22 protein-coding genes are annotated in these 21,535 nt (G+C 68.1%); 13 read left to right on the top strand and 9 right to left on the bottom strand.

Annotated elements, in window-relative coordinates; all coding sequences use genetic code 11:
- Nucleotides 1-71: 71 nt before the first annotated feature.
- The 3 genes from A5655_RS20860 to A5655_RS20870 all read left to right on the top strand — a co-directional run bounded on the left by A5655_RS20860 (nucleotide 72) and on the right by A5655_RS20870 (nucleotide 2,372).
- A complete protein-coding gene (locus A5655_RS20860; RefSeq protein WP_255362018.1) occupies nucleotides 72-509 on the top strand; it encodes a nuclear transport factor 2 family protein in 438 nt (145 codons plus the stop codon).
- 6 nt (nucleotides 510-515) lie between these two features.
- Nucleotides 516-1,553, top strand: coding sequence for an LLM class F420-dependent oxidoreductase (locus tag A5655_RS20865; protein ID WP_067013282.1), 1,038 nt, complete (start codon nucleotides 516-518; stop codon nucleotides 1,551-1,553).
- A 165-nt stretch (nucleotides 1,554-1,718) separates the two neighbouring features.
- Nucleotides 1,719-2,372 (top strand): hypothetical protein, encoded by a 654-nt coding sequence (locus A5655_RS20870; protein ID WP_197508754.1) that lies wholly within the window; start codon nucleotides 1,719-1,721, stop codon nucleotides 2,370-2,372.
- A gap of 17 nt (nucleotides 2,373-2,389) precedes the next feature.
- Here A5655_RS20870 and A5655_RS20875 read toward each other — a convergent pair whose 3' ends face one another.
- Entirely contained in the window at nucleotides 2,390-3,625 is a 1,236-nt protein-coding gene (locus A5655_RS20875; RefSeq protein WP_082978779.1) for an MFS transporter, read from the bottom strand.
- Nucleotides 3,626-3,797: 172 nt separating this feature from the next.
- On the opposite strand from A5655_RS20875, the gene A5655_RS20880 reads away from it, so the two are divergent.
- The 4 genes from A5655_RS20880 to A5655_RS20895 all read left to right on the top strand — a co-directional run bounded on the left by A5655_RS20880 (nucleotide 3,798) and on the right by A5655_RS20895 (nucleotide 6,695).
- Nucleotides 3,798-4,079, top strand: coding sequence for a hypothetical protein (locus tag A5655_RS20880; RefSeq protein ID WP_067013286.1), 282 nt, complete (start codon nucleotides 3,798-3,800; stop codon nucleotides 4,077-4,079).
- Between the two features lie 110 nt (nucleotides 4,080-4,189).
- Nucleotides 4,190-4,981 (top strand): ABC transporter ATP-binding protein, encoded by a 792-nt coding sequence (locus A5655_RS20885; RefSeq protein ID WP_197508758.1) that lies wholly within the window; start codon nucleotides 4,190-4,192, stop codon nucleotides 4,979-4,981.
- Entirely contained in the window at nucleotides 4,981-5,946 is a 966-nt protein-coding gene (locus tag A5655_RS20890) for an aliphatic sulfonate ABC transporter substrate-binding protein (RefSeq protein ID WP_067013290.1), read from the top strand. Before A5655_RS20885 ends, A5655_RS20890 begins: the two co-directional genes overlap by 1 nt.
- Nucleotides 5,947-5,966: 20 nt before the next feature.
- On the top strand, nucleotides 5,967-6,695 hold the full coding sequence (locus A5655_RS20895; protein ID WP_067013292.1) for an ABC transporter permease: 729 nt from the start codon (nucleotides 5,967-5,969) through the stop codon (nucleotides 6,693-6,695).
- A 17-nt stretch (nucleotides 6,696-6,712) separates the two neighbouring features.
- Here the strand turns inward: A5655_RS20895 and A5655_RS20900 are convergent, their stop codons facing one another.
- Nucleotides 6,713-7,198 (bottom strand): tautomerase family protein, encoded by a 486-nt coding sequence (locus tag A5655_RS20900; protein WP_067013386.1) that lies wholly within the window; start codon nucleotides 7,196-7,198, stop codon nucleotides 6,713-6,715.
- Between the two features lie 101 nt (nucleotides 7,199-7,299).
- On the opposite strand from A5655_RS20900, the gene A5655_RS20905 reads away from it, so the two are divergent.
- Entirely contained in the window at nucleotides 7,300-7,779 is a 480-nt protein-coding gene (locus A5655_RS20905) for a helix-turn-helix domain-containing protein (RefSeq protein WP_231999223.1), read from the top strand.
- A gap of 26 nt (nucleotides 7,780-7,805) precedes the next feature.
- On the opposite strand, the gene A5655_RS20910 is transcribed toward A5655_RS20905, so the two are convergent.
- From A5655_RS20910 to A5655_RS20925, 4 genes are read right to left on the bottom strand one after another with little or no spacing between them, the layout of a single operon-like run.
- Nucleotides 7,806-8,753: an FAD-binding oxidoreductase gene (locus tag A5655_RS20910; RefSeq protein WP_067013294.1), complete on the bottom strand. Its 948-nt coding sequence runs from the start codon at nucleotides 8,751-8,753 to the stop codon at nucleotides 7,806-7,808.
- Between the two features lie 2 nt (nucleotides 8,754-8,755).
- On the bottom strand, nucleotides 8,756-9,973 hold the full coding sequence (locus tag A5655_RS20915) for a GNAT family N-acetyltransferase (RefSeq protein ID WP_067013296.1): 1,218 nt from the start codon (nucleotides 9,971-9,973) through the stop codon (nucleotides 8,756-8,758).
- Nucleotides 9,974-9,999: 26 nt separating this feature from the next.
- Complete coding sequence (locus A5655_RS20920) at nucleotides 10,000-11,211, bottom strand: acyl-CoA dehydrogenase family protein (RefSeq protein ID WP_067013298.1); 1,212 nt, start codon at nucleotides 11,209-11,211, stop codon at nucleotides 10,000-10,002.
- Between the two features lie 27 nt (nucleotides 11,212-11,238).
- Nucleotides 11,239-11,850 (bottom strand): TetR/AcrR family transcriptional regulator, encoded by a 612-nt coding sequence (locus A5655_RS20925; protein ID WP_067013300.1) that lies wholly within the window; start codon nucleotides 11,848-11,850, stop codon nucleotides 11,239-11,241.
- A gap of 349 nt (nucleotides 11,851-12,199) precedes the next feature.
- Between A5655_RS20925 and A5655_RS20930 the strand changes: the two genes are divergently transcribed.
- The 3 genes from A5655_RS20930 (at nucleotide 12,200) to A5655_RS20940 (ending at nucleotide 15,896) form a co-directional block, all read left to right on the top strand.
- Nucleotides 12,200-13,786: a SulP family inorganic anion transporter gene (locus A5655_RS20930; RefSeq protein ID WP_082978782.1), complete on the top strand. Its 1,587-nt coding sequence runs from the start codon at nucleotides 12,200-12,202 to the stop codon at nucleotides 13,784-13,786.
- Nucleotides 13,787-13,978: 192 nt separating this feature from the next.
- Entirely contained in the window at nucleotides 13,979-15,307 is a 1,329-nt protein-coding gene (locus A5655_RS20935) for a sensor histidine kinase KdpD (protein ID WP_067013302.1), read from the top strand.
- A 142-nt stretch (nucleotides 15,308-15,449) separates the two neighbouring features.
- Nucleotides 15,450-15,896: a nitroreductase/quinone reductase family protein gene (locus A5655_RS20940; protein ID WP_067013304.1), complete on the top strand. Its 447-nt coding sequence runs from the start codon at nucleotides 15,450-15,452 to the stop codon at nucleotides 15,894-15,896.
- Here A5655_RS20940 and A5655_RS20945 read toward each other — a convergent pair.
- Together A5655_RS20945 and A5655_RS20950 are read right to left on the bottom strand one after the other, a co-directional pair.
- Nucleotides 15,794-18,691 carry an RND family transporter gene (locus tag A5655_RS20945; RefSeq protein WP_082978783.1) on the bottom strand — a complete coding sequence of 966 codons (2,898 nt, stop codon included), beginning with the start codon at nucleotides 18,689-18,691 and terminating at the stop codon, nucleotides 15,794-15,796. The genes A5655_RS20940 and A5655_RS20945 overlap by 103 nt on opposite strands.
- Nucleotides 18,684-19,061: a hypothetical protein gene (locus tag A5655_RS20950; protein WP_067013306.1), complete on the bottom strand. Its 378-nt coding sequence runs from the start codon at nucleotides 19,059-19,061 to the stop codon at nucleotides 18,684-18,686. Before A5655_RS20950 ends, A5655_RS20945 begins: the two co-directional genes overlap by 8 nt.
- A 132-nt stretch (nucleotides 19,062-19,193) precedes the next feature.
- On the opposite strand from A5655_RS20950, the gene A5655_RS20955 reads away from it, so the two are divergent.
- Together A5655_RS20955 and A5655_RS20960 are read left to right on the top strand one after the other, a co-directional pair.
- On the top strand, nucleotides 19,194-20,402 hold the full coding sequence (locus A5655_RS20955; RefSeq protein WP_067013308.1) for a sensor histidine kinase: 1,209 nt from the start codon (nucleotides 19,194-19,196) through the stop codon (nucleotides 20,400-20,402).
- The gene (locus A5655_RS20960; RefSeq protein ID WP_369807238.1) at nucleotides 20,402-21,073 is read left to right on the top strand and encodes a response regulator; all 672 of its coding nucleotides are present in this window, start codon (nucleotides 20,402-20,404) and stop codon (nucleotides 21,071-21,073) included. The genes A5655_RS20955 and A5655_RS20960 overlap by 1 nt, the downstream gene beginning before the upstream one ends.
- Nucleotides 21,074-21,143: 70 nt before the next feature.
- Here A5655_RS20960 and A5655_RS20965 read toward each other — a convergent pair whose 3' ends face one another.
- Nucleotides 21,144-21,524, bottom strand: coding sequence for a hypothetical protein (locus A5655_RS20965; protein WP_231999225.1), 381 nt, complete (start codon nucleotides 21,522-21,524; stop codon nucleotides 21,144-21,146).
- Between the last annotated feature and the right edge of the window lie 11 nt (nucleotides 21,525-21,535).

Raw genomic sequence — 21,535 nt, forward strand, 5'->3', positions numbered from 1 at the left:
ATCGACAGACGGCCGAGCAGGCCTTAGCGTCGAGCACGCCTACTCAACAAATTGACTATGCGAGGTGTCGCGTGAGTTCCAAGCATCCCTTTCGCGAGGCAGTCGAGCGGCGCGACGAGGCGGCCATCCAGGCGATGCTGGCCGACACCGTCGTGTTCACCAGCCCGGTGGCGTTCAAGCCCTATGCCGGCAAGCCGATAACCGCGGCGATCCTGCGCGGTGTGCTGCGGGTCTTCGAGAACTTCCACTACGTCCGTGAAATCGCCGACGCCAACGGGCACGACCACGCGCTGGTGTTCGAGACCGGGATATCGGGGGCGCCGGGCGTAAAGATCACCGGTTGCGACTTCCTCCACTTCAACGACGACGGGCTGATCGACGAGTTCATGGTGATGGTGCGGCCGCTCTCGGGTGCGACGGCGCTGTCGGAGGCGATGGGCGCGCAGTTCGATCGGATCCAGCAAGAGGCCGTCGAACTGGCCGACCAGTTCGCCGCGGTGCGGGGGTAGCGGATCATGCGCATCGGACTGGGGATCAACTACGCCGGCGGGTTCAAGGAGGTCGCCGCGGAAGTGGCCGACCTGGAGCGCGCAGGGCTGGACATTGTCTTTGTCCCCGAAGCGTATTCATTCGACGCGGTCAGCGCGCTGGGCTACCTGGCGGCGAGCACGGAACGGGTCCAGCTCGCATCCGGCATCCTGCAGCTCTACACGCGGACTCCCACGCTGACCGCGATGACCGCAGCGGGTCTCGACTACGTCTCCGACGGCCGGTTCACGCTGGGCTTGGGCGCCTCCGGCCCCCAGGTCATCGAGGGTTTCCACGGTGTGCCCTACGACGCCCCGATTGCGCGCACCCGGGAGGTCATCGACATCTGCCGCCAGGTGTGGCGGCGCGAGACCCTGCAACACAGCGGCAAGCACTACACGATCCCGCTTCCCGCGGGCCAGGGCAGCGGGCTCGGGAAGCCGCTGAAGCTCATCAATAAGCCTGTCCGAGAGCGCATTCCGATCCTGGTCGCCGCGCTGGGACCCAAGAACGTCGAGCTGGCCGCCGAAATTGCCGAGGGCTGGCAACCGATTTTCTACCTGCCGGAGAGGGCGCGCGACGTGTGGGGAGAGGCGCTGGCCGCCGGCCAGGCCAAGCGCGACCCGGCGTTGGGTCAACTCGACGTGTACGCCGGACCGGCCCTGGCGATCGGCGAAAACGTCGAGCCGCTGCGCGAATTCGTCAAACCGCACCTGGCGCTCTACATCGGGGGGATGGGCGCCAAGGGCAAGAACTTCTATCACACCCTCGCCACCAAGTACGGTTACGGCCCCCAAGCGGACCGGATCCAAGAGCTCTACCTGGCCGGCGACAAGGACGGCGCGGCGAAGGTGGTGCCCAACGAACTCGTGCGGGACGTCAACTTGATCGGCACGCGCGAGTTCGTCAAGGAACGCCTGGCGGCGTTCCGGGAGGCGGGCGTAACCACGCTGAACGTCGCACCCATGGCGGGCACGCCGCCGGAGCGGATCAAGCTGATCGAGACGCTGCGCGGACTGCTCTAACCGCCGACGGTCATGTCGCGGCCCGCGAGGGCATCGCTTGCCATAGCATGGGTTCATCGCGCCGGCGAGCCGTAGGAAGCGACCGAAATGGACCTCGACCGAATCACCCATCCGCTGCGACTCTCCAGAGGATCGCATCAGCCCGGGTCGGGCAAAGGGTGTGCGATGAACGCGATTTCATACATCAACGGCGACGAGCGGATCACCGACTTCCCGGCGACTTCGGCCCGCCCGCTGGCGTCCTTCGTCCAGTTGTGCAACGACCTGCTGGCCGGGCCCGATGGCTATCTCTCGCCGGACGACAGCCTGCTGGTACTCGACCTGGGCTGGCTGACGGTCGGCACCGCCGACGTCGCCGACGCCGTCGTGCACCCCTGGGTGGCCAAGCTGCTGGTCAGCCCGCCGTGGGGCGTTATTCGATACGCCGGGAACGCGGCGGCCAGGGCTATCACCGACATCGCCGAACTGCATCGCCGGCTCGCTCCCGGCGCGATGCCGCCGATCGCCGAATGGAACGGCGCCGCGCGCGCCGCGCGCGCGGTCACTACCACGCCGGTGACCGCCGAAAGGTATGCGCTCCGGGCCGCCTATCAATCGACCGCGCTCGTTGAGACCGACGACTGGGACACGCTGGATGCCGTGACCGGCAACGCGCTCAAGGCGCACAGATTGGCGAGCGCGGATCTTGGCGCCGCCCCCATCGTGGAGGTCACGCGCCGCGCCATTCGCTCATGGCGGCGGTTAGCCGGGTTGAGCGTTGTCGCCAACTCGCCGATCGGGGCCGGCGCCGCCGTACGACCCAAAACACCGGCGGCATAAGCCATCCGGCCGCTGAGTCAACCCTCGCGGTGGCGATCCCGTCGCAGCCGCACCGCGCGACTCACCGCCGTCGTCAGCGCCAGCAGCGACATGACGGCCAGGATCACGGTCGAGACCGCGGACCCGACGGCGGTCAATATCAGCGGCAGGCCGAAGCCGACGTACGCCACCACGTAGAAGACTCCCACCAGCGCGCCGCGCAGCCGCCGCGGCGCCGCGGCTTCGAGATCGATCAAGCCCTCGCGCAGGCAAAGGCCGGACGCGCATCCCAGGATCAGGAACAGCGGCAGGCCCAGCGCCACCGACATGGTCGGCGGGGCCAGGGCGGTTGCCGCGTAGCCGAGCGCGGCCAGCACCGCGCCCGCGGTGCCGGCGTGTGGTCCCCAGCGCAGCGCACGGGCCAGCATCTGGATGAGTCCGCTTACGCCGTTGACGATCAGCGTGGCGGTTCCCGCGGCCATCGGAGCCGAAAGCCCGGTGTGCACACGGCCGGGTATGGTGATGAATCCCAAAGTCGCCGAGGCGAACACCCACGGCGCGAGCGGCATGGCCCAACTCAGGGCCCACGCGGTTCCCCGCCGCGCCGCCATGGATGGCTCCCAGCCGTGCGCGGTTGCCGGTGCGATTTCGTCCCGGCTCCGCGCCGCCGACAACGCAAAAATCATCGCGGCCACGACGAGGGCGGCGGCGAGTCCGAACGACAGCCGAATGCCGAGTTGGCCGTTCCGCGCGATCAAGCCCGCGGCGAATGGGCCGACGGCAAACCCTGCGAGCAACACCGCACCCGCGGCGGCCGCACCGGCGGGGCCCCTCAGATCGGAGGCCCATGCGGTGCAGGAGCTCATCAAGAGGCCCACGCCGAGCCCGACGACCAACCGTCCCGCCAGCAAGACGTCGGGTTGCTGAGAGAACAGCATCGCCAACGTGCCCACCAGAGCGGTCGTCGACCCCGCCAACGCAACGGACCGCCGCCCGAGCGCGTCCGAGACGCGTCCGCCGAAAAGCAGTCCGGGCAACAATCCCAGCGCGTAGATCCCGAATATGGCATCCAGCCGGGTCGTGCCGAGGTGTTGGCGGTCGCTGATCGAGGGCATCAACGCGACGAAGTGGTTGGCGACCCATCCCGTCGATAGCAACAGGGCCAATACGCTGGCGAACACCGCTCGGTCGGTGCCCGCGCTGCCGCCGTCTCGTTTCACCGTGGCCGAAGCCGATGTCGTCCCGCGCACGAGGCCGGTCGACGCGTTCGACATAGCTTCTGTCCTCCCCGGCTCCGTGCGCGGACCCCAGTAAGACGCGGCGGCCCAGGGAGGTATTCCCGCATCAGCGCAAGCAAACACACGGCCCGCCAGCGCAAATCGCAGGGAGGTTTGAAACCAGTCGGTTCTGGTGAACAGATAGCACAACGCGGACCTAGGAGGGCAAATGATCAAGCAAATCGCGGCGGCCACGATTGCGTTGGCCGCGCTGCTGTCCGGCGCGTGCTCTGCCTCGCAGATCGTCAACACGGGCGGTGACACCAAGTGCAAGGACTTCACCTCGCAGGACGAAAAGAAGCAGAGCGATGAGGTCAGCAAGATGCTCAAGGACAAGAACGGGAGCGATCCGACCAACGCGGAGATCACGGTGACCCGGCTGTCCGCGACGACGTACTGCCAAACCCTGGGCAAGCCGGACACCAAGATCTCCGAGGCGCCCCACGGCTGACGCCACCCGCGCGGGACGGGGTTTGAATCACGATCAACCCAACCCTGGCGAGCGCTGAGCGCGATTCCTAGGCTGCGCGGGTGATGTCGACCAACCCCGCGCCGGCAGGCGTGTCGCTTCGCGGTGTCAATCGCACGTTCGGGACGCGCACCGTGCTGCACGACGTCGACATCGAGATCGAGCCCGGCGAGGTGATCGCATTGCTCGGGTCCTCGGGCAGCGGTAAGTCGACACTGCTGCGGCTCGTCGCCGGTCTTGACCGCCCGACTCATGGACGAATCGATATCGACGGCAAGGCCGTTCGGGGGATCGATCCGCGCTGCGCAGTGGTGTTCCAGGAACCCCGACTGCTGCCGTGGCGCTCCTTGGCGGCCAACGTCGCGTTCGGGCTGCCGCGCGGGACCGGCGCGAAAGGGCCTGGGGTGGTGCGACATTGGTTGGATGTCGTGGGGTTGCGCGAGTTCGGGGACCACTACCCGCGGCAAGTCTCCGGCGGCATGGCGCAACGGGCGGGCCTGGCGCGCGCCCTCGCCCGGCGACCCAGCGTCCTGCTGCTCGACGAGCCGCTTGCGGCGCTCGACGCGCTGACCCGGCTACGGATGCAGGATCTACTCGACACGGTGCAGCAAGAGGCGGGCACCACCACCCTCCTGGTCACCCACGACGTTGACGAGGCGGTGATCCTCGCCGACCGGGTGCTCATCCTGCGGGCCGCCGACCGTGCCGAAACGGCAAGCACCGCAACCGTTGCCGCAGCGTTCGACGTTGCCGTTCCCAAGCCGCGGGACCGCGGCGATCCGCGCGTCGCCGCGCTGCGTGACCAGCTGCTTGACGAGCTCGGCGTGCCCCGGCGCAGCGCCGCCGGGCCGCAGTCCGCCATCGAAGAGGAGGCCAACGCGTGATGAAAGGGCGCCGCTGGGCGGCGATTTCGATGCTCGTCGCGATCGCCACCACGCCTGCCTGCGGTTCGAATGCCGGCAATTTGGCGGCAAAGGAGATCCGGCTGGACTACGCCTACTACAACCCGCTGAGCCTGGTGGTGCGTGATCAGCGCCTGCTGGAAAGCCGGGGTTACCATGTCACCTGGGTGCTGTCGGCGGGCAGCAACAAAGCCAACGAGGGGCTACGCTCGAACGGGCTCGACCTCGGCTCCACCGCCGGCTCGGCCGCGCTGGTCGCGCGGGCCAACGGCACACCGATCAAGATCGTCGATGTCTACAGCAAGCCGGAGTGGACCGCCCTTGTTGTCGCCCAGAACTCGAGCATCAACTCGGTTGCCGGCCTGAGGGGCAAGAAGATCGCGGTCACCAAGGGGACGGACCCCTACTTCTTCTTGCTGCAATCGCTTGCGACAGCCGGTCTTTCGCCCGCCGACGTGGAGATCGTCAACCTGCAGCACGCCGATGGCAAGACGGCGCTGGAGCGCGGCGACGTCGACGCCTGGTCGGGGTTGGACCCCTTCATGGCGCAGACGGTTCAGCAGCAGGGTTCGCGGCTGCTGTACCGCAACCCGGATTTCAATTCCTATGGCGTGTTGAACGTCCGGGAGGACTTCAGCACTGCGCACCCGGATCTGGTGCAGTCCGTGGTCAACAGCTATGAGGAGGCCCGCAAATGGGCGAAGGCCCACCCCGACGAAATGGCGGCGTTGCTTGCCTCGCAGGCCAAGGTGACCCCCAGCGTGGCGAAGGAGGAGCTGCAGCGGACGACCCTGGACGTCCCGCCGGCTCCGGGCGATCCGCAGCGGGCGGTCCTGAGCAACATCTTGCCGATCGCCGTGGCGGACTCGGATATCAGATCCGACGAAGCGGGCCGCGGCGCGCTGAGCACGATCATCGACCCGAAGTACGCCCAGCAGGCGTCCTGAGGCTGCGTGCCGCACCGCTGGTGGGACTGGTTGTCCCGATACTGCTGCTCGCGGCGTGGCAGCTCGTCACGGCGGCGGGATGGTTCTCCGCCAGCCAGTTGCCGCCCCCCGGCGACGTGGTGGCCGCCCTCGACGGGCTGTTGCGGCAGGGCGAACTATGGACGCAGTTGCAAGCGAGCCTCACGCGGGTGCTGCTCGGCTATTTCGCCGGGGCTGTCGCCGCGCTCGGGCTCGGCTCACTCATCGGGTTATCGGCTACCGCGCGGGTGCTGCTGGGGCCGACCGTGGCGGCGTTTCGCACGGTGCCCTCGTTAGCATGGGTGCCCTTGCTGCTCTTGTGGTTTGGGATCGACGAGACGCCCAAGGTATTGCTCGTCGCGATCGGTGGCTTCTTTCCCATCTACACCACGACGGCGTCGGCGCTGTCGCACGTCGACCCACAGCTGCTCGAGGTGGGCCGGGCCTACGGCCGGCGCGGCGCCTCGTTGCTGACGACGGTGATGCTGCCCGCCGCCGCACCGGAACTGGTCAACGGGCTACGCCTGGGACTGGCGAACGCGTGGCTGTTTCTGGTTGCGGCCGAGCTGATCGCCTCGTCGAAGGGTCTCGGCTTCCTGCTCATCGACAGCCAGAACACCGGTCGTACCGATGTGATGCTGCTGGCAATCGTCCTGCTGGCCGGATTGGGCAAACTCAGCGATGCCGCGTTGGGCGCGCTCGAGCGCCGGATGGTGCGGCGGCGCGACTAGCCATCCGGCATCAGTATTTAGGCGGACACCGATCGCCGTCCGGCCAGCCGCTGCTCGGCATACGCGCGGCCCTGGTCCCTGTCGCCCATCACGATCCCGGCGATGTCGGCGAGCCTCGCGATGCGCCCTCCGCCGCCCCAGGTGCCGTCGGGAATCTCGTTGGCAAACACCCAAATACGCAACGGATCACGCTCGTAGCGCCCGTTCTCGGCATCCAGGATTGCCTCGGTGACCGCGGCGACCATGCTGGCGCGGCGCTCGTCGTCAAACTGACCTTCTGGTACCGACGCGACCACGCGATAATGCGGTGCCGTGGGCCGCTCACCGGCATGCAGCACGCGGGCGGGTCGATGCAGCCAAACTTTGGCCAGCGCCCGCGCCGCCGGATTGCCCGGGTCTGCACCCTCGTGTTCAAGCAGCACGTCGGTCAGTGTGGCCAATAGCGCCGTTTCCGCCTCGTCAGGCAACGCTCCCTCGGGAATGTACGCATCCAGCATCGGCATCTCGTGGACCTCCAATTTGTGAGCAAAGATCTGGATTTACTTTCACAACTCAGCATAGGCATGCCTGAGTTGCAAAGTCAAACTCTGCTATGATGGGTGCCGTGTTCGAGGCCCGAGATAGCTACAGCGCCGAAAACTGTTCAGTGAAACGCGCACTCGATGTGGTCGGCGAGAAGTGGACGCTGTTGGTGCTGCGCGAGGCGTTCTACGGTGCACGGCGCTTCGAACAGTTCCAGGCCCATGTGGGGTGCGCTCGCAACCTGCTCAGCGAACGGTTGAACACCCTGGTGGAGGCCGGCGTGATGCGGCGCGTGCCCTACCGGGAACCGGGCCAGCGCGAACGCCACGAATACCGCCTCACCGACAAGGGCCTCGACCTGCTGCCCGCGGTTATTGCGTTGATGGAGTGGGGCGATCGCTGGGCGGCCGACCCCGACGGCGCGCCCGTCGAGATCACCCACCGCGACTGCGGACACCGCGTCGAGCTGGCGCTGCGTTGCAGCAACGACGGCGTCGCGCTGACCCCACGAGACCTCCAGCCCAGGCCCGGCCCCGGCGCCCGCCCGGCGGAATCCGCTTAGCGCAACAGAATCCATCCGAGAAGGGGCTAGCCGAGCGCGAGCGCGCCCGGCAGCTCGTCGCTCAGTACGGCCCGGGCGAGCAACTCGCCGAGCAGGGGCCCGAACTTCATCAGGTTGCTGCCGACGAACGCCACGACGCGACCCCTCCGGGCCACCGTCCAGCCGTCGCCGCCGGAGTCCAGCCATGGGGCGCGAACCGTCACGCAGTCCACCCGGTCCACGGGCGACAGCGACGGGAACAGCGCGCGCACCGTCGCCGGATCGGGCACCTCCTGCCCGAACGCCCAGCGGCCCGTGCTGCCCAGCGGCAACCCGTATCCCTCGGGCGCGGAAAGGCATGCGGCACCGGCCGCTTCGGCGCCCTCGTAGGTGAAGCGGGTGTGCGGGGCGAATTCCACCCCCAGCGGACCGAATAGCGTCGGCGTCTTGACACCCGCGCAGATCAGCACGCGGTCCGCGCGCACCACCGTGCCGTCCTCCAGCGTCGTCGCGCCGTCGTCGCCGACTGACACCACGTGGCCGCGTTCGATGGCGGCGCGACGCGCCAGGGCGTCGAGCGCGCGGCGGACGCGAAGGCTGCCGCCCTGTGGATCGAAGAGCCCGGTTTCCCACGGCGCGGCCAGGAATGGGATTCGTGCGGTGATCTCGGAGCGGTCAAGCCAGGAGTATGCGGCACCGGCGCCGTCCATTGCCGCCGCCGTGTCCGAGCTGGCGCCGGCGGAGATGAAGCCCTCCGTGCCCAGCAGGCGCCCGGCGCCGAACTCGGTCTCCCAGCGCCGCCATCCGTCGCGGGCCCGCATTGCGAGGCTGCACAACGCGGGGCGCCGGTGCGCGATGCGGAAGATTCGCGCCAGCCCCGCGGATTGTTCGGCGAACGGCTCTCCACGCTCGAACACGATCGCGTGTTCCCCGCGCCGAGACAGCTCGTAGGCGGCCGCCAGCCCGCAGATCCCCGCGCCCACGATGACGATCATCGCTAGAAGAAGAATCCTGCGTGTGGCGCGCTGGGCACCGCGAACAGGCGGTCGGCGATGGCGAGCGCCGCGGGGTCATCGGTCCGCGCCAGCCCGGCGGCGGCCAGGCCGCGCCACGTCGCGCCGCCGAGCAACGCGGCCCCCAGCGCTTCGACGCCGGTGTGCAGCTGTGCCGGCCGGTCCGTCGGTTCGGCGCCGTCGGCGGTGACGGCGAAGCTGGCCGAGTTGCCCGGCAAGAGGGGATCATGGACCGCGATCGTGACCGCGCCGTCCCCGGCGTATCCGCGCGCCGCCAACGCCTTTCGCGCGTCGACGACGCGTAGCCACGTTTCGTCGTGCACCGCCGTCACGCGCGCGGCCCGCCGGTCGACGAGCAGCCACGGCAACGGATCGTCGAGGGGCAGCATCCAGAACACCACGCGATCGATGAGATCGAGCCCGAGCAGGAACCGCAGCAGTCCGACGTAAGCCTCCATCGTCGGCGCGAAGAAGTCCTCGACCGCGATGGTGCGCTGATCGCTGACGAACCAGTTCTCGGTGTCGACGGGGCGGTACCGGGCGAACCCGGACTCCGATCCCGGTTCACCGTGCACCGCGACATAGGAAGCGCCGGGCGAGGATTCGGCGCGCATCCGCAAGCTGTGCCACCAGACCGCCGGCCGGTCGATGGTCCCCGGGCGGGACGGACGGTTTTCGGCGTAGATCCGGGGCAGGACATCCCACGCTTGGCCCACCTCGAGCAGTCGCACCGGACCTCCGCCCGCAACGTCGGGACGCAGGGCCGCCCGCGCGGTCTGAACCTCCACCGTCTGCGATGAACTCGCCACACCGTAGCCGTACCGCCCGTAGATGGTCGCCTCCGAGGCGCGCAGCGTCGCGACCACCTCGCCGCGCGCGGCGATGTCGCGCAACTGATGGCGCATCAGGTCGGTGGCGATCCCTTGCCGGGTGTGCGACGGAAGGACCCCGATGTGCGTCACAGCGGCATGGCCCACGATCGCCCCGCCGGGCAGCGTCAACGTGCTCGTCACCGCGTCGGCGCTGCCGACGAGTTGTCCGTCGACGAAAGCACCGATCGTGCGGCCGGGATCGAGCAACTTGGTGATCTGGCCGGGCGCCAGGTTGGCTAGCGGGGGGAAACCGACCATGGCGGCGCGAAACACGTTCATGGCGGCGAGGAGGTCGTCCTCGCCGTCGAGAACACGAATGTCGGTGGTCATCCCGACATCATGTCTCAGCCGGCGGCCTACCGAATCTGCAGCCCGGTCACCGCCCGCGAAATGACCAGGCGCTGAATCTCGCTGGTGCCCTCGAAGATCGTGAAGATCTTGGCGTCGCGGTGCATCCGCTCCACGGGGTAGTCGCGGGTGTACCCGTTGCCGCCGAGTATCTGGATGGCCTCGTCGGTGACGTAGACCGCGGTCTCGCTGGCCACCAGCTTGGCCATCGAGCCCTCCGCCGAGTCGAAGCTCTGGTTGTTTCGCGCCATCCAGCCGGCCCGCCACACCAGCATCCGCGCCGCGTCGATGCGGCTCTTCATGTCGGCCAGCTTGAACGCGATCGCCTGGAACTCACCGATCTTGCGCCCGAATTGCTCGCGCTGGCAGGCGTATTCGAGGGCGTATTCATACGCGGCCCGGGCCACCCCGACGGCCATCGCGCCGACCGTGGGCCGGGTGCGCTCGAAGGTCTTCATCGCGGCCTGTCCGCGCGACGAGGCGCCGGACTTGACCCGGGCGATGCGCTCCTCGAACTTATCCCTGCCGCCGAGGATCGCGTCCTCGGGCAGCCGGACGTTGTCCAGCACAACTTCGGCGGTATGCGACGCACGGATCCCGTGCTTCTTGAATTTCTGGCCCTGCGACAGGCCGTGGGTGTCCGGCGGGATGACGAACGTGGCCTGGCCGCGGGTGCCAAGCTCGGGGTAGACCGAGGCCACCACGATGTGCACGTTGGCGATGCCGCCGTTGGTCGCCCACGTCTTGGTGCCGTTGAGGACCCATTCGCCGGCCGCCTCGTCGTAGCGGGCGCGGGTGCGGATCGCGCCGACGTCGGACCCCGCGTCGGGCTCCGAGGAACAGAAAGCGCCGAGCTTGGGTTCGTCGGCCGTACCGAACATCTCGGGAAGCCAGCGGCCCAGCTGTTCGGGAGTTCCGTTGCCCGCCAACGCCGCCGCGGCCAGGCCGGTGCCCAGGATGGACAGCGCGATGCCGGCGTCACCCCAAAACATCTCCTCGAACGTGGTGAGAAAGCCCAGCCCCGTCGGCTCGGCCGCCTGCTGCGCGAAGAAGTCGGGGGAGTACAGCCCGACCTTCGCGGCCTCCTGGATCACGGGCCACGGGGTTTCCTCCCGCTCGTCCCATTCCGAGGCGGCCGGGCGGATCACCTCGGCCGCGAACTTGTGCACCCAATCGCGCACCTCGATCACGTCGTCGCTCAATTGCAGTGAGAATGTCACGGGTTTGCTCCTGAAATAGGTTGGTGGTCAGTCGTTCTTGGGCTTGCGGTATTGCTTGAGGACGCTGAGCGTCTGGTCCACCCACGCCTCGATGTAGCGGTCTTCGGCGATATTGCCGGGCAGGCGCCCGGTCAGCGCCTGCAGCGTCGCGGCATAGGACAAGGCCCCGATCGCGACCGCCGCGGTGGCAGCGGGATCGGGTATCTCGTTGCGGCCCGAGCGATTCAACGCGGCCAGTTCGTCGGTGAACCGCTGGTAGGCGTTGTCGGTGATGACCTGCCACGTCTTCTCGTCGAGATCGCCGAGCGCGTCGGGCTCGCGCAGCATGACCTTGAGTAGGTCCTCGCTCTGTTTGAGGTTGCTCCAGATCAACTGGCCCGCCGTTCGCACCGCCTGTTCGACGCTTCCGGGCTCTCCCGCGTCGTACTGTTCCCGGGCGGCCACGATGCTGTCGATCCGGTGCGCGACGGCGGCCTCCAGCAGCTCCCTTTTGGAGCCGAAGTGCTTGTAGAGCGCGCCCGACCCCGGCGCCAGGCCGGACGCCCGCTGAATGTCCGCAACCGACGTGGCCGCGTACCCCTTGTCGGCGAATAGCCGCAGCGCTTCGCCCAACAGCCGGTCGCGTCCCGAAGGTTGCATAGGTGAGAGAGTACTCACTCACCCGCGCCGCGGCCACATCACTGTTGCCAAGTTCACACGCCGCCGGGTGAAGCGCTGGTAGGCCCGCCGATGGCAGGGGCGAACCGCCGATGGAGACCGCCGCTGGGGGCGGCGCGAGGGCGCGGCGAAGATTTGGGTTCGATATGCGCCCGGCCCGTCAGGTTGCCCGCAACCGAATTCCTTAATTACCTTTCACCACAGGGGCCGGGAAATATCAGCCGAACGACGAAACCCAGCGCCGTGTAAATGCCGGAACGCCAAAGGGTTACGGAGACATCCGTGCCACGGATGCATAAAGCCCTGGCATTACGCAATGAGAAAGCGAGCAATGCAGCACGTCGGAGTACCCCGCAACCAATCCGCCGATCGCGGACCGGATTCACGAAATGACCGGCTGCGCTCCGTGATTCGCAGCGACCTGCCGGCGTCCTTGGTGGTTTTCCTGGTCGCGCTCCCGTTGTCGCTCGGAATCGCCATCGCGTCGAACGCTCCCGTGCTCGCCGGCCTGATCGCCGCGATCGTCGGGGGGATCGTCGCCGGGTGCATCGGGGGATCGCCGCTGCAGGTGAGCGGTCCCGCCGCCGGGCTGACCGTCATCGTCGCCGACTTGGTGTCCGACTTCGGTTGGGCCGTGACATGTTTGATTACCGTCGGCGCCGGCTTGCTGCAGGTATTGCTGGGCATGAGCCGTGTCGCGCGGTCAGCCCTGGCGATCTCACCCGTCGTCGTGCACGCCATGCTGGCCGGAATCGGACTGACCATCGCACTTCAGCAGGTCCACGTGTTGTTGGGCGGAAAGTCCAAAAGCACTGCCTGGCAAAACGTTATCGGACTTCCGGAACAGGTTCTCGGCGCGGACCGACCCGGGGTGATCCTGGGCGTGCTGGTGGTACTGATCCTGATCGGATGGCGTTGGGCGCCCGCCAAAGTCGCCCGCGTACCCGGCGCGCTCGTCGCGATCGTTGCCGTGACGGTGATTTCGCTGGTCTTCCCGTTCGACGTGCCGCGGATCGAACTCGAGGGCTCGGTTTTGGATGCGCTGCGGCTGCCGGGACTACCCGACGGCGGTTGGGGCGCTGTCGCGGTGGGCGTACTGACGGTCGCGCTTGTCACCAGCGTGCAGAGCCTGCTGACCGCGGTGTCCATCGACAGGATGCACAACGGGGCGCGGACCGACTTCGATCGCGAGCTGATCGGCCAGGGCACCGCGAACATCGTGTCGGGCGCCATCGGTGGCCTGCCGATCAGCGGTGTCATCGTGCGCAGCGCGGCTAATGTCAACGCGGGTGCGAAATCCCGGGCCTCGTCGATCATGCACGGCGTGTGGATCCTGCTGTTCACCCTCCCCTTCGCCGAGCTGGTCGAGCAGATTCCGACCGCCGCGCTCGCCGGCCTGCTGATCGTCGTCGGAATTCAGCTGCTCAAGCCGGCGCATATCAAGACCGCGCAGCGCAGCGGAGATCTCGCCGTCTACGTCGTCACGGCGGTCGCGGTGGTCTTCCTCAATCTCCTGCATGGCGTCATGATCGGCCTTGCGGTGGCCGTCGCGCTGACCGGCTGGCGGGTGATCCGGGCCAGGGTCGAGGCAGAGCGGGTGGGTGATGAATGGAGGGTCGAGGTGGGTGGCGCGTGCACCTTTCTCGCCCTGCCCAGGCTGACCAGGGTGCTGGCGTCCGTTCCCCAAGGCGCGACGGTGACCGTCGACGTCGTGGCCAACTACCTCGATCACGCCGCGCACCAGGCGATTAGCGACTGGCTACGACACCATCGGCACACCGGCGGTGCGGTGCGGGTCCACGGCATGAGCGATCCGGGCGGGTCGGGCCCGTCCGACGGCACGGCCGCAAACGTCGAACGTGGCGGTGCCCAGCTGACCTTGGTCCACACCGAGCCGGCAACCTCAGAGGTGAGCTGACCGCCGCGCCGCCGCCCGTAGCGCCGCGCGTGTGAACCGCTAACCTCGAACATCGCGCCTATATCCTGAGCTCGTTGGCCAAGCCGGGGGCGAAGTACGGAAGGCAAGATGTCACGAGAACTTCGGCCGCTGCCGCGGACGGTATGAGTGATGGCGACTCATACGCCCACGTCTCACCACCTGCACTTGCCGATGAAGGTGCTCTCGCTGCGCACCATCGTCGTCGTCGCGGCGCTAGGGGTGATCGCCTTCGCAGTCCTTTTAGCCGCCTGGGTGTGGATCGGCGTCACCAACGATCAGTACAGCCAGCTCGACCGGCGGCTGGATTCGGTGAGCAGTTTGGGCGACATCAACACGCTGATCAACAGCGGACAGCTCGCTACTCCCGCTGGGCCCACGCCGGACGGCAACCTGGTGCGCACCGCGCGCATCGCCGGTGTGACGGTGTCCGTCCCGGGCAATATCGTTCTGCCGCAACTGCCGAACGGATACGCCAACACCACCATCGACGGCGTCCAATACCGCGTCCGCACCTTCAGCGCGGGCCCCGCCTCGATCGCGCTCGCCGCCCCGCTGGCCGAAGCTCAACACCGGATCAACGAACTGCACCTGCGGGTGTTGCTGATCTGCGGCAGCGTCATCGGCGGCACGATCCTCGTCGGCTGGGTGATCTCGTTGATTATGGTGAATCCGTTCCTGCTGCTGGCGCAGCAGGCCCGCGCCATCAATGCCCAATCCAGCCCGGACGAGGTCCAGGTTCGCGGCGTGCGGGAGGCCGTGGAGATCGCCGAAGCGGTCGAAGGAATGCTGGCGCGCATCGGCAACGAGCAACAGCGCACCAGGGCGGCGCTCGAGTCGGCCCGCGACTTCGCCGCCGTCGCGTCGCACGAGCTGCGCACCCCGCTCACCGCCATGCGCACCAACCTGGAAGTGTTGTCCACCTTGGAAATACCGCGGGAACAACGCCAAGAGGTGATCGGCGACGTCATACGCACGCAGAGCCGGATCGAAGCGACGCTGACGGCGCTGGAGCGGCTCGCACAGGGTGAACTGACCACCGTCGATGATTTCGTCCCCTTCGACATCACCGAGCTTCTGGATCGTGCCGCGCACGACGCGCTTCGGATTTACCCAGGTGTGCACGTGTCGCTGGTGCCGTCACCCACGGTGTTGATGGTGGGGCTGCCCACCGGGCTTCGGCTGGTGATCGACAATGCCATCGCCAACGCCGTCAAGCACGGCGGCGCCACCGAAATCCGGCTCTACGTAACCAGTTCCGGCGAAGGTGTGGAAATCGCCGTCGACGACAACGGCACCGGGGTGCCCGAGTCCGAACGCACCGCGGTCTTCGAACGCTTCTCGCGCGGATCCACCGCCTCCCGTTCCGGGTCGGGACTGGGGCTGGCCCTCGTCGCCCAGCAGGCCGAACTGCACGGCGGAAGCGCGTCGCTGCACTCCAGTCCGTTGGGCGGCACGCGCCTGCTGCTCCGACTGGCCGGCGACGGGCGCGGGCCGGCGTGATGCGACGTTAGGCCGGCACGGAGTCAACCACGGCCGCGACTGATGCGGCCGGGTATCAGGTGCCTTGACATAGATCAGGCAGGTTGATATCACTGGGAAGGTGCTGCCACGCCGATTCGCCGACGAGTGACCGGGGGACGAGATGACCGATCCCAAACCGCCAGCCTGGCTGAAGGCGATGAACAAGGTGATGATGCGGTTGCAGAAGCTTGGCATCGTCGCCGGGCCGGTCCGGGTGCTCACCGTGCCCGGCCGCAAGTCGGGGCAACTACGCAGCACGCCGGTGACCCCCTTCGTGCTTCATGACAGCCGCTACGTCGTCGGATATCAGCGCGCCGATTGGGTGCTCAACGCCCGCGCCGCGAGCACCGGCACCATCATCCGGGGCCGAAAGTCTGAGCGGGTGGCGTTTGCCGAGCTCTCCGCCGAGCAAGCCCGGCCGGTGCTGCGCGCTTTCCCCGACAAAGTGCCGCGCGGCGTCGGATTCTATAAGCGCTCGGGGCTGGTGGAGCAAGGAACCGCCGACGAATTCGAGGCCCTCGCCGGCCGATGCGCGGTGTTCCGGCTCGACGTCGTACCGGCATCCTGACCCCTGCGCACGAAGCGCGGCCAGAAGAACCACCTACCCATCAGCGCGACGATGGAGGGCACCACGAGCGCCCGCACCACCAGGGTGTCCATCATCAGCCCGACCGCGATGGTCGTGCCGATCTGGGCGATGCTGAGCACGCTGCTGCCCAGCAGTGCGAGCATGGTGAGCCCGAAGACAATCCCGGCCGTGGTGACCACCCCGCCGGTGCCGCCGAACGCGCGAATGATGCCCGTTCGGATTCCCGCGGTCGCCTCGTGCTTGATCCGCAGCGCCAGTAGCAGGTTGTAGTCCGCGCCGACGGCGATCAGCGCGATGAAGGCGATGGGCCCGACGGCCCAGTGCAGCTCGTGATGAAGCAGGCGCTGCCAGATCAGCGCGCTGATTCCCAGCGCCGATGCGTAGGAGGCGGCGACCGTGCCGACGACGACCAGCCCGGCCACCGGGCTGCGCAGCATCGCCGTGACGATCAGGAAGATGAGCACCAGCGCCGCACCGACGAGCAATGCGCTGTCGCGGGCGACGAAACGTTGCAGGTCGCCGGTCACCGGGCCGACGCCGGCCAGGTCGACTCCCGTCGGCGTCAGCGTTCCCTCCTTGGTGGCCTCCTTGACCGCCGTTCGCACCTGGCCCGCCCGCGACGCGCCCTCGGCGCCCCATTCGTTGCCGTCGCCGTAGACCAGGAGGTAGGTAGCGCGACCGTCGGCGGAAATCAGCTGATGCAGCACCTCGACATAGCGCGGGTCGCTCAGCGCTCGCTGCGGCAGGTAGAAGCCGGACGCGGCGCTGCCCTGGAATTGGGTGGCGATCTCCGTCAGGTAGTCGGTCAACTGGTGCAGCTGTGGCCCCAACGTCTCGCTCAGGCTCGACAACTCGCGGGTGGCCGAGCGCGCCTGTGCCAGAGCGTCTTTCATCGACACAACGGTTTGCGGCAGGTCCGACATGGCCGTCGCGGCGGTGCTTGACCCCCTGGTCAGCTTGGCGGCGCCGTCGCCTAGCCGCGTCGAGGTCTGCACCAGGCTGTCGACGGGCTGGATAACACGATCCACCGTCGAGCAGACCGGGTTGGCATCGCAGCCCGGCGTCCGCTCGACGAAATCTCGCAGTGGGTCGAGGTAACCTGACACCGTCGTCACGGTCCGCTGCACGCCGTCCATGCCGCTGCGCATGTCGTCCGCGGCCGCGGACACGTCGGCCAATCCCACACTGCCGCTGCGCAATCCACCGCCGAGCTGGTCCACAGCGGTTTGTGTCTGCGCGAGAGCGTTGTCGAGTTCGGAGACCCGATTCAGCCGTTGGGTCAGTGTGTCGATCGTGTCCCCGAGTTGGCGGCCGAGCACTCCGGTCTGATATGTCAAAGTCGCCTGATCGGGCACCCTGCCGTCGGGGCGGCTCGCGGACTGCACCGCGCGCACCCCCGGGATCGCCATGATCTGGCGCGAGATCCGCTCGACGGCAATCAGCCCCGCCGGGGTGCGCAGGTCGTGGTCGGCCTGAATGGTGACGACGTCGGGCAGCAGAGAATTCGATGCGAAGTGCCGGTCGCTGGCCGCGTAGCCGCGGCTGGATTCGGCGGCGGACGGGGTGGCGGCCGGCTCGTTCCAGCCGACCCGCAGGCCGGCCAGCGGCAGCGCCGCCAGCAGGGTCAACCCGCCCGCGGTGATCAGCACGGGACCGGGCCAGCGCGCCACCACGGCTCCAACACGCCGCCAGCGCCGCGACGTCTTCGAGGGTCGCGGCTCGAGAAACCCGCGGCGCAGCGCCAAACCCATCAGCGCGGGCGTCAGCGTCAACGCCGCAGCCATGGTAACCAGAATCCCTATGGCGCAGGGTATCCCGGCGCTGCGGAACATTCCCACCTTGGCGAAGCCAAGGCATCCCAGCGCAACCGATATCGTCAGCGCCGACCCGATCACCACCGGCGCGACGGCGCGGTAGGCCTCGAGCAGCGCCTGCATCGGCGCGACGCGCCGGCGCCGCCCCTCGTGGTAGCGGCCGATGAGGAAAATCGCGTAGTCGGTGCCGGCACCCAGCGTCATCGCCGCCATGAGCGCCGCCGAGAACAGCGATACCTCAACGACATTGGCTTGGCCGAACGACGCGGCGACGGCGCGGCCCAGGGCCAGCGCGATGCCGACTGAGGTCAGCGGGATCGCCGCGGCGATCGGTGATCGGTACACCAACAGCAGCAACAGCAGGATGACACCGACCGTGGCGGCGGTGATCGTGAGCATTTGCCGGTCGATCGCGGAGAATTCGTCGACGATGGTGGCGCCGGGTCCCGTGACGAGGACGCGCAGGCCCGGCGGCGGTGACAGTTTGGCCACCTCGCCGCGCACGAAATTCACCGAATCGCGGGCCGCGGACGTGCCGAGCATTCCGGCGAGCCGCACCATCAGGCTGACGGCCCGCCCATCGGAACTCTCGGCACCCGCGGCCGTGGCGGGCTGTGACCACAAGTCGGTCACCGCATCCACGTGGCCGCGATCGGAGGAAAGCGCCGCGGTCAGCGCGTCGTAGAACTGCCGGTCGCGCGGCGTAAGCCGCTGATCCCGTTCCAGCACAACGTAAACGAAGTTGTTGCTCGGCTTTTGGCCGAACAGCCGGGCCGCACGGGATGCGGCGACCGAACTCGGTGCGTCCGCCGGCATGAACGTGCGGGCATGGGTGTCCACCACCCGTTCCAGTTGCGGGACGGCGAGATTGGCGCCGGCCGCCGCCAGGACCCACAGGCCGACGATCAGGATCGCGTATCGGCCGGTGAGGCGGGCGAGAATTCCCCTTCCGTCATGCAACGGTCTGCCGATCGCCCGGTCCGCCCAGCAACTCCATGGCCCGCCGCTCGCCGCCGGACAGGGAGCGCAGCCGCAGCGACCGCCGGGATGCGATTTCCAGCAGGGCGTGCAGCCCGGGCTCGGCGGCCGCGAGGTCGGCCAGCACCCGCTCGGCCGCAACGCCGTCGTGCGCCGCCTGATCCAGCTTGGCGACGAGCATCGTCATCCAGCGCTGTCGCAGCGACAGCAGTAGCCCCTCCTCGCCGCCGAACAACCGAGACACCTCGGACGAACCGTCGGCCAGGGCGAGCGCCGCCTCGGGATCGGTCTCGGCGGCCTTGATCACGTTGGCCATGAAGGCCATCCGCTCGTGCAGCAGTGTCCATGTCATGCCTCGACGTTAGGAACGCCGGCCCCCGCCGCGCGTCGTGCCGCGGTTCGGTCTTCGTCTCCTACCACGGGCGGAGACGGGTGCCGACCTCGGCATGATGTGGGCGGCGGGACGCGGTTCTACGATTGTTTGATGTTGCGTGCCGCGGCGGGGTACCTGCGGGAACGGCTTCGCCGCCGAGGTGAACTCCTCCCGGTCGGGATCACGTGGTCTTTCCTGATCGTCACGGATGGCGTCGTGATACTCGGCTCCCTCATATCGACGCTGCAGCGACCTGCCGCCGACGTGCCCATCGCCTTGGCCGCGCTCGTCATCGCCCTGTCACCGGCGATGATGTTTTTCTTCTTCAACGTAAAGCTCACTGCCGTTCCCTTGTGGCTGACGTGGTCGGTGTCCACCGCAGTGATGCTGTTCGCCACTTCAACGCCCGTTCACGGCGACTTCGCGCCGGGATTGCTGGTGCTGATGGTCGGGGGCGTTGGGACATTGACATCTCCTATCGGCGGCTTCCTGGCCGCCGCGTCGGCGGCCGCGCTGCTGCTTGCCGCATCCGCGTTGCACCGCCTCGAGGCGGTGGCCCTGTACCTAGGGATGGTCGCGGTGGCTTGGCTGATCGGATACCTGATGCGTACCCAACGCCTGCTGCTGGCCGAACAAATCCGGGCACAGGAGGCGCTGGCCGAGCACGCGGCCGCCGACGAGCGACGCCGCATCGCCCGCGAGGTGCACGACGTCATCGCCCATTCGCTCAGCGTCACCCTGTTGCACGTGACCGGTGCGCGGCGGGTGCTGCAGCAGGATCGCGACGTCGACGACGCGGTCGAGGCGCTCGAGCAGGCCGAGCGGCTGGGCCGGCAGGCGATGGCCGACATCCGCCGGACCGTCGGGCTTCTCGACGATTCCCCGATGAAGCTGGCGCCCGAGCCCGGCGTCGACGACATCACGATGCTCGTCGAGGACTTTCGGCGGGCCGGGCTGGCCGTCACGTTGCGCGTCGAAGGGTCCACCGACCACGCGTCGGCGGCGGTCGGCCACGCGCTATACCGCATCACCCAGGAATCGCTGGCCAACATCGCCAAACACGCACCGGACTCGAAATCAGCTGTGGCGCTTCGTGTTTCGGCGGCATCGGCGATCCTCGAGGTCGACAATCGCCTGCCGGCCGCGGTGGCCGCGGCCCCGTGCGCGGAGGGGCGCGGCGTGAGCGGCATGCGCCAGCGCGTGGAGCTGCTGGGCGGCGCGATCGAGGTCGGCCCCACCCGCGAAGGGTGGGCGGTGCGCGCCGAGATCCCGCTCGAAGGTGGCGACACTGGCTGGCGGCCGCCGTGGTGCAAGTTGTGATCCCCAATATCGCCGAATCGGCCGAGATCGCCGTGCTGCTGGTCGACGACCAGGACTTGGTGCGGTCCGGGTTGCGCCGGATCCTGCGCCGCAAGGACGGATTCAATGTGGTCGCCGAGTGCGCCGACGGGGACGAGGTGCCCGCCGCCGTCGCCGAGCACCGACCCGACGTCGTCGTGATGGACCTGCGGATGCGACGGGTCGACGGCATCGAGGCGACGCGCAGGCTGGCCGGGGGCCCGCCGGTGCTCGCGTTGACCACATTCAACGAGGACGACCTGCTGTCCGGGGCGCTGCGGGCCGGCGCAGCCGGATTCGTGCTCAAGGACTCGTCGGCCGAGGAGTTGATCCGCGCCGTGCGGACGGTGGCCAGGGGAGACAGCTACCTGGATCCCGCCGTCACTTCGCGCGTGCTCACCACCTACCGCAAGGCCGCCAACGGCGCGAGCGAAAAACAGGGCAACGAGATCGCCCAGCTGACCAGCCGCGAGTTGGACGTGTTGACGTTGATCGGAAAGGGCCTGTCCAACAGCGAGATCGCCGACGAACTCTGCATCTCGGGTGTCACGGTCAAAAGCCACATCGGCCGGATCTTCGGGAAGCTCGACCTGCGCGACCGCGCCGCGGCGATCGTCTACGCCTACGACAACGGGATCGTCGCGCCGCGCTGACACGTCAAAAGGTGCGGCGAACGTGCGGCCAGCCGCACATTCGGCTTCGAGCGTGCGGCCAGCCGCACGGTCACATCGGGGTGGCCTGCTGGGCCAGGTTCAGCAATACGTAGGCGACGCAGAAAAGGAAGTTGAGGACCACCAGGACCAGGCCCATGAACAGCAGCGAACGGGTGCCCTGCCGCTTGAGGCGCTTGACCCGCGCGCCGCGGGCCTCGCGGTTGAGCTGCATCGCGATCAACGCGAAATTGACGTCCGTGACTTCGTCGTCCGCCACGGGCACACCGGCCACCATCTGGCGCAAGCGTTCGGGGGCGGTGTGAACTCCGACGCGCTCGAAGCGGTGACACAGCCGTCGCGCCCGCCTGCGGCCGAGTGCCTGACATCGCATCTGTACCTGATGCATGAGCTGCCGCCGTTCGTAGCCCCAGGCATCGGACGGAACCGTCACAAGCCGGGAGT

The organism is Mycobacterium sp. 1081908.1 (assembly GCF_001673535.1).
In the GTDB taxonomy this organism is placed as follows: Bacteria; Actinomycetota; Actinomycetes; order Mycobacteriales; family Mycobacteriaceae; genus Mycobacterium.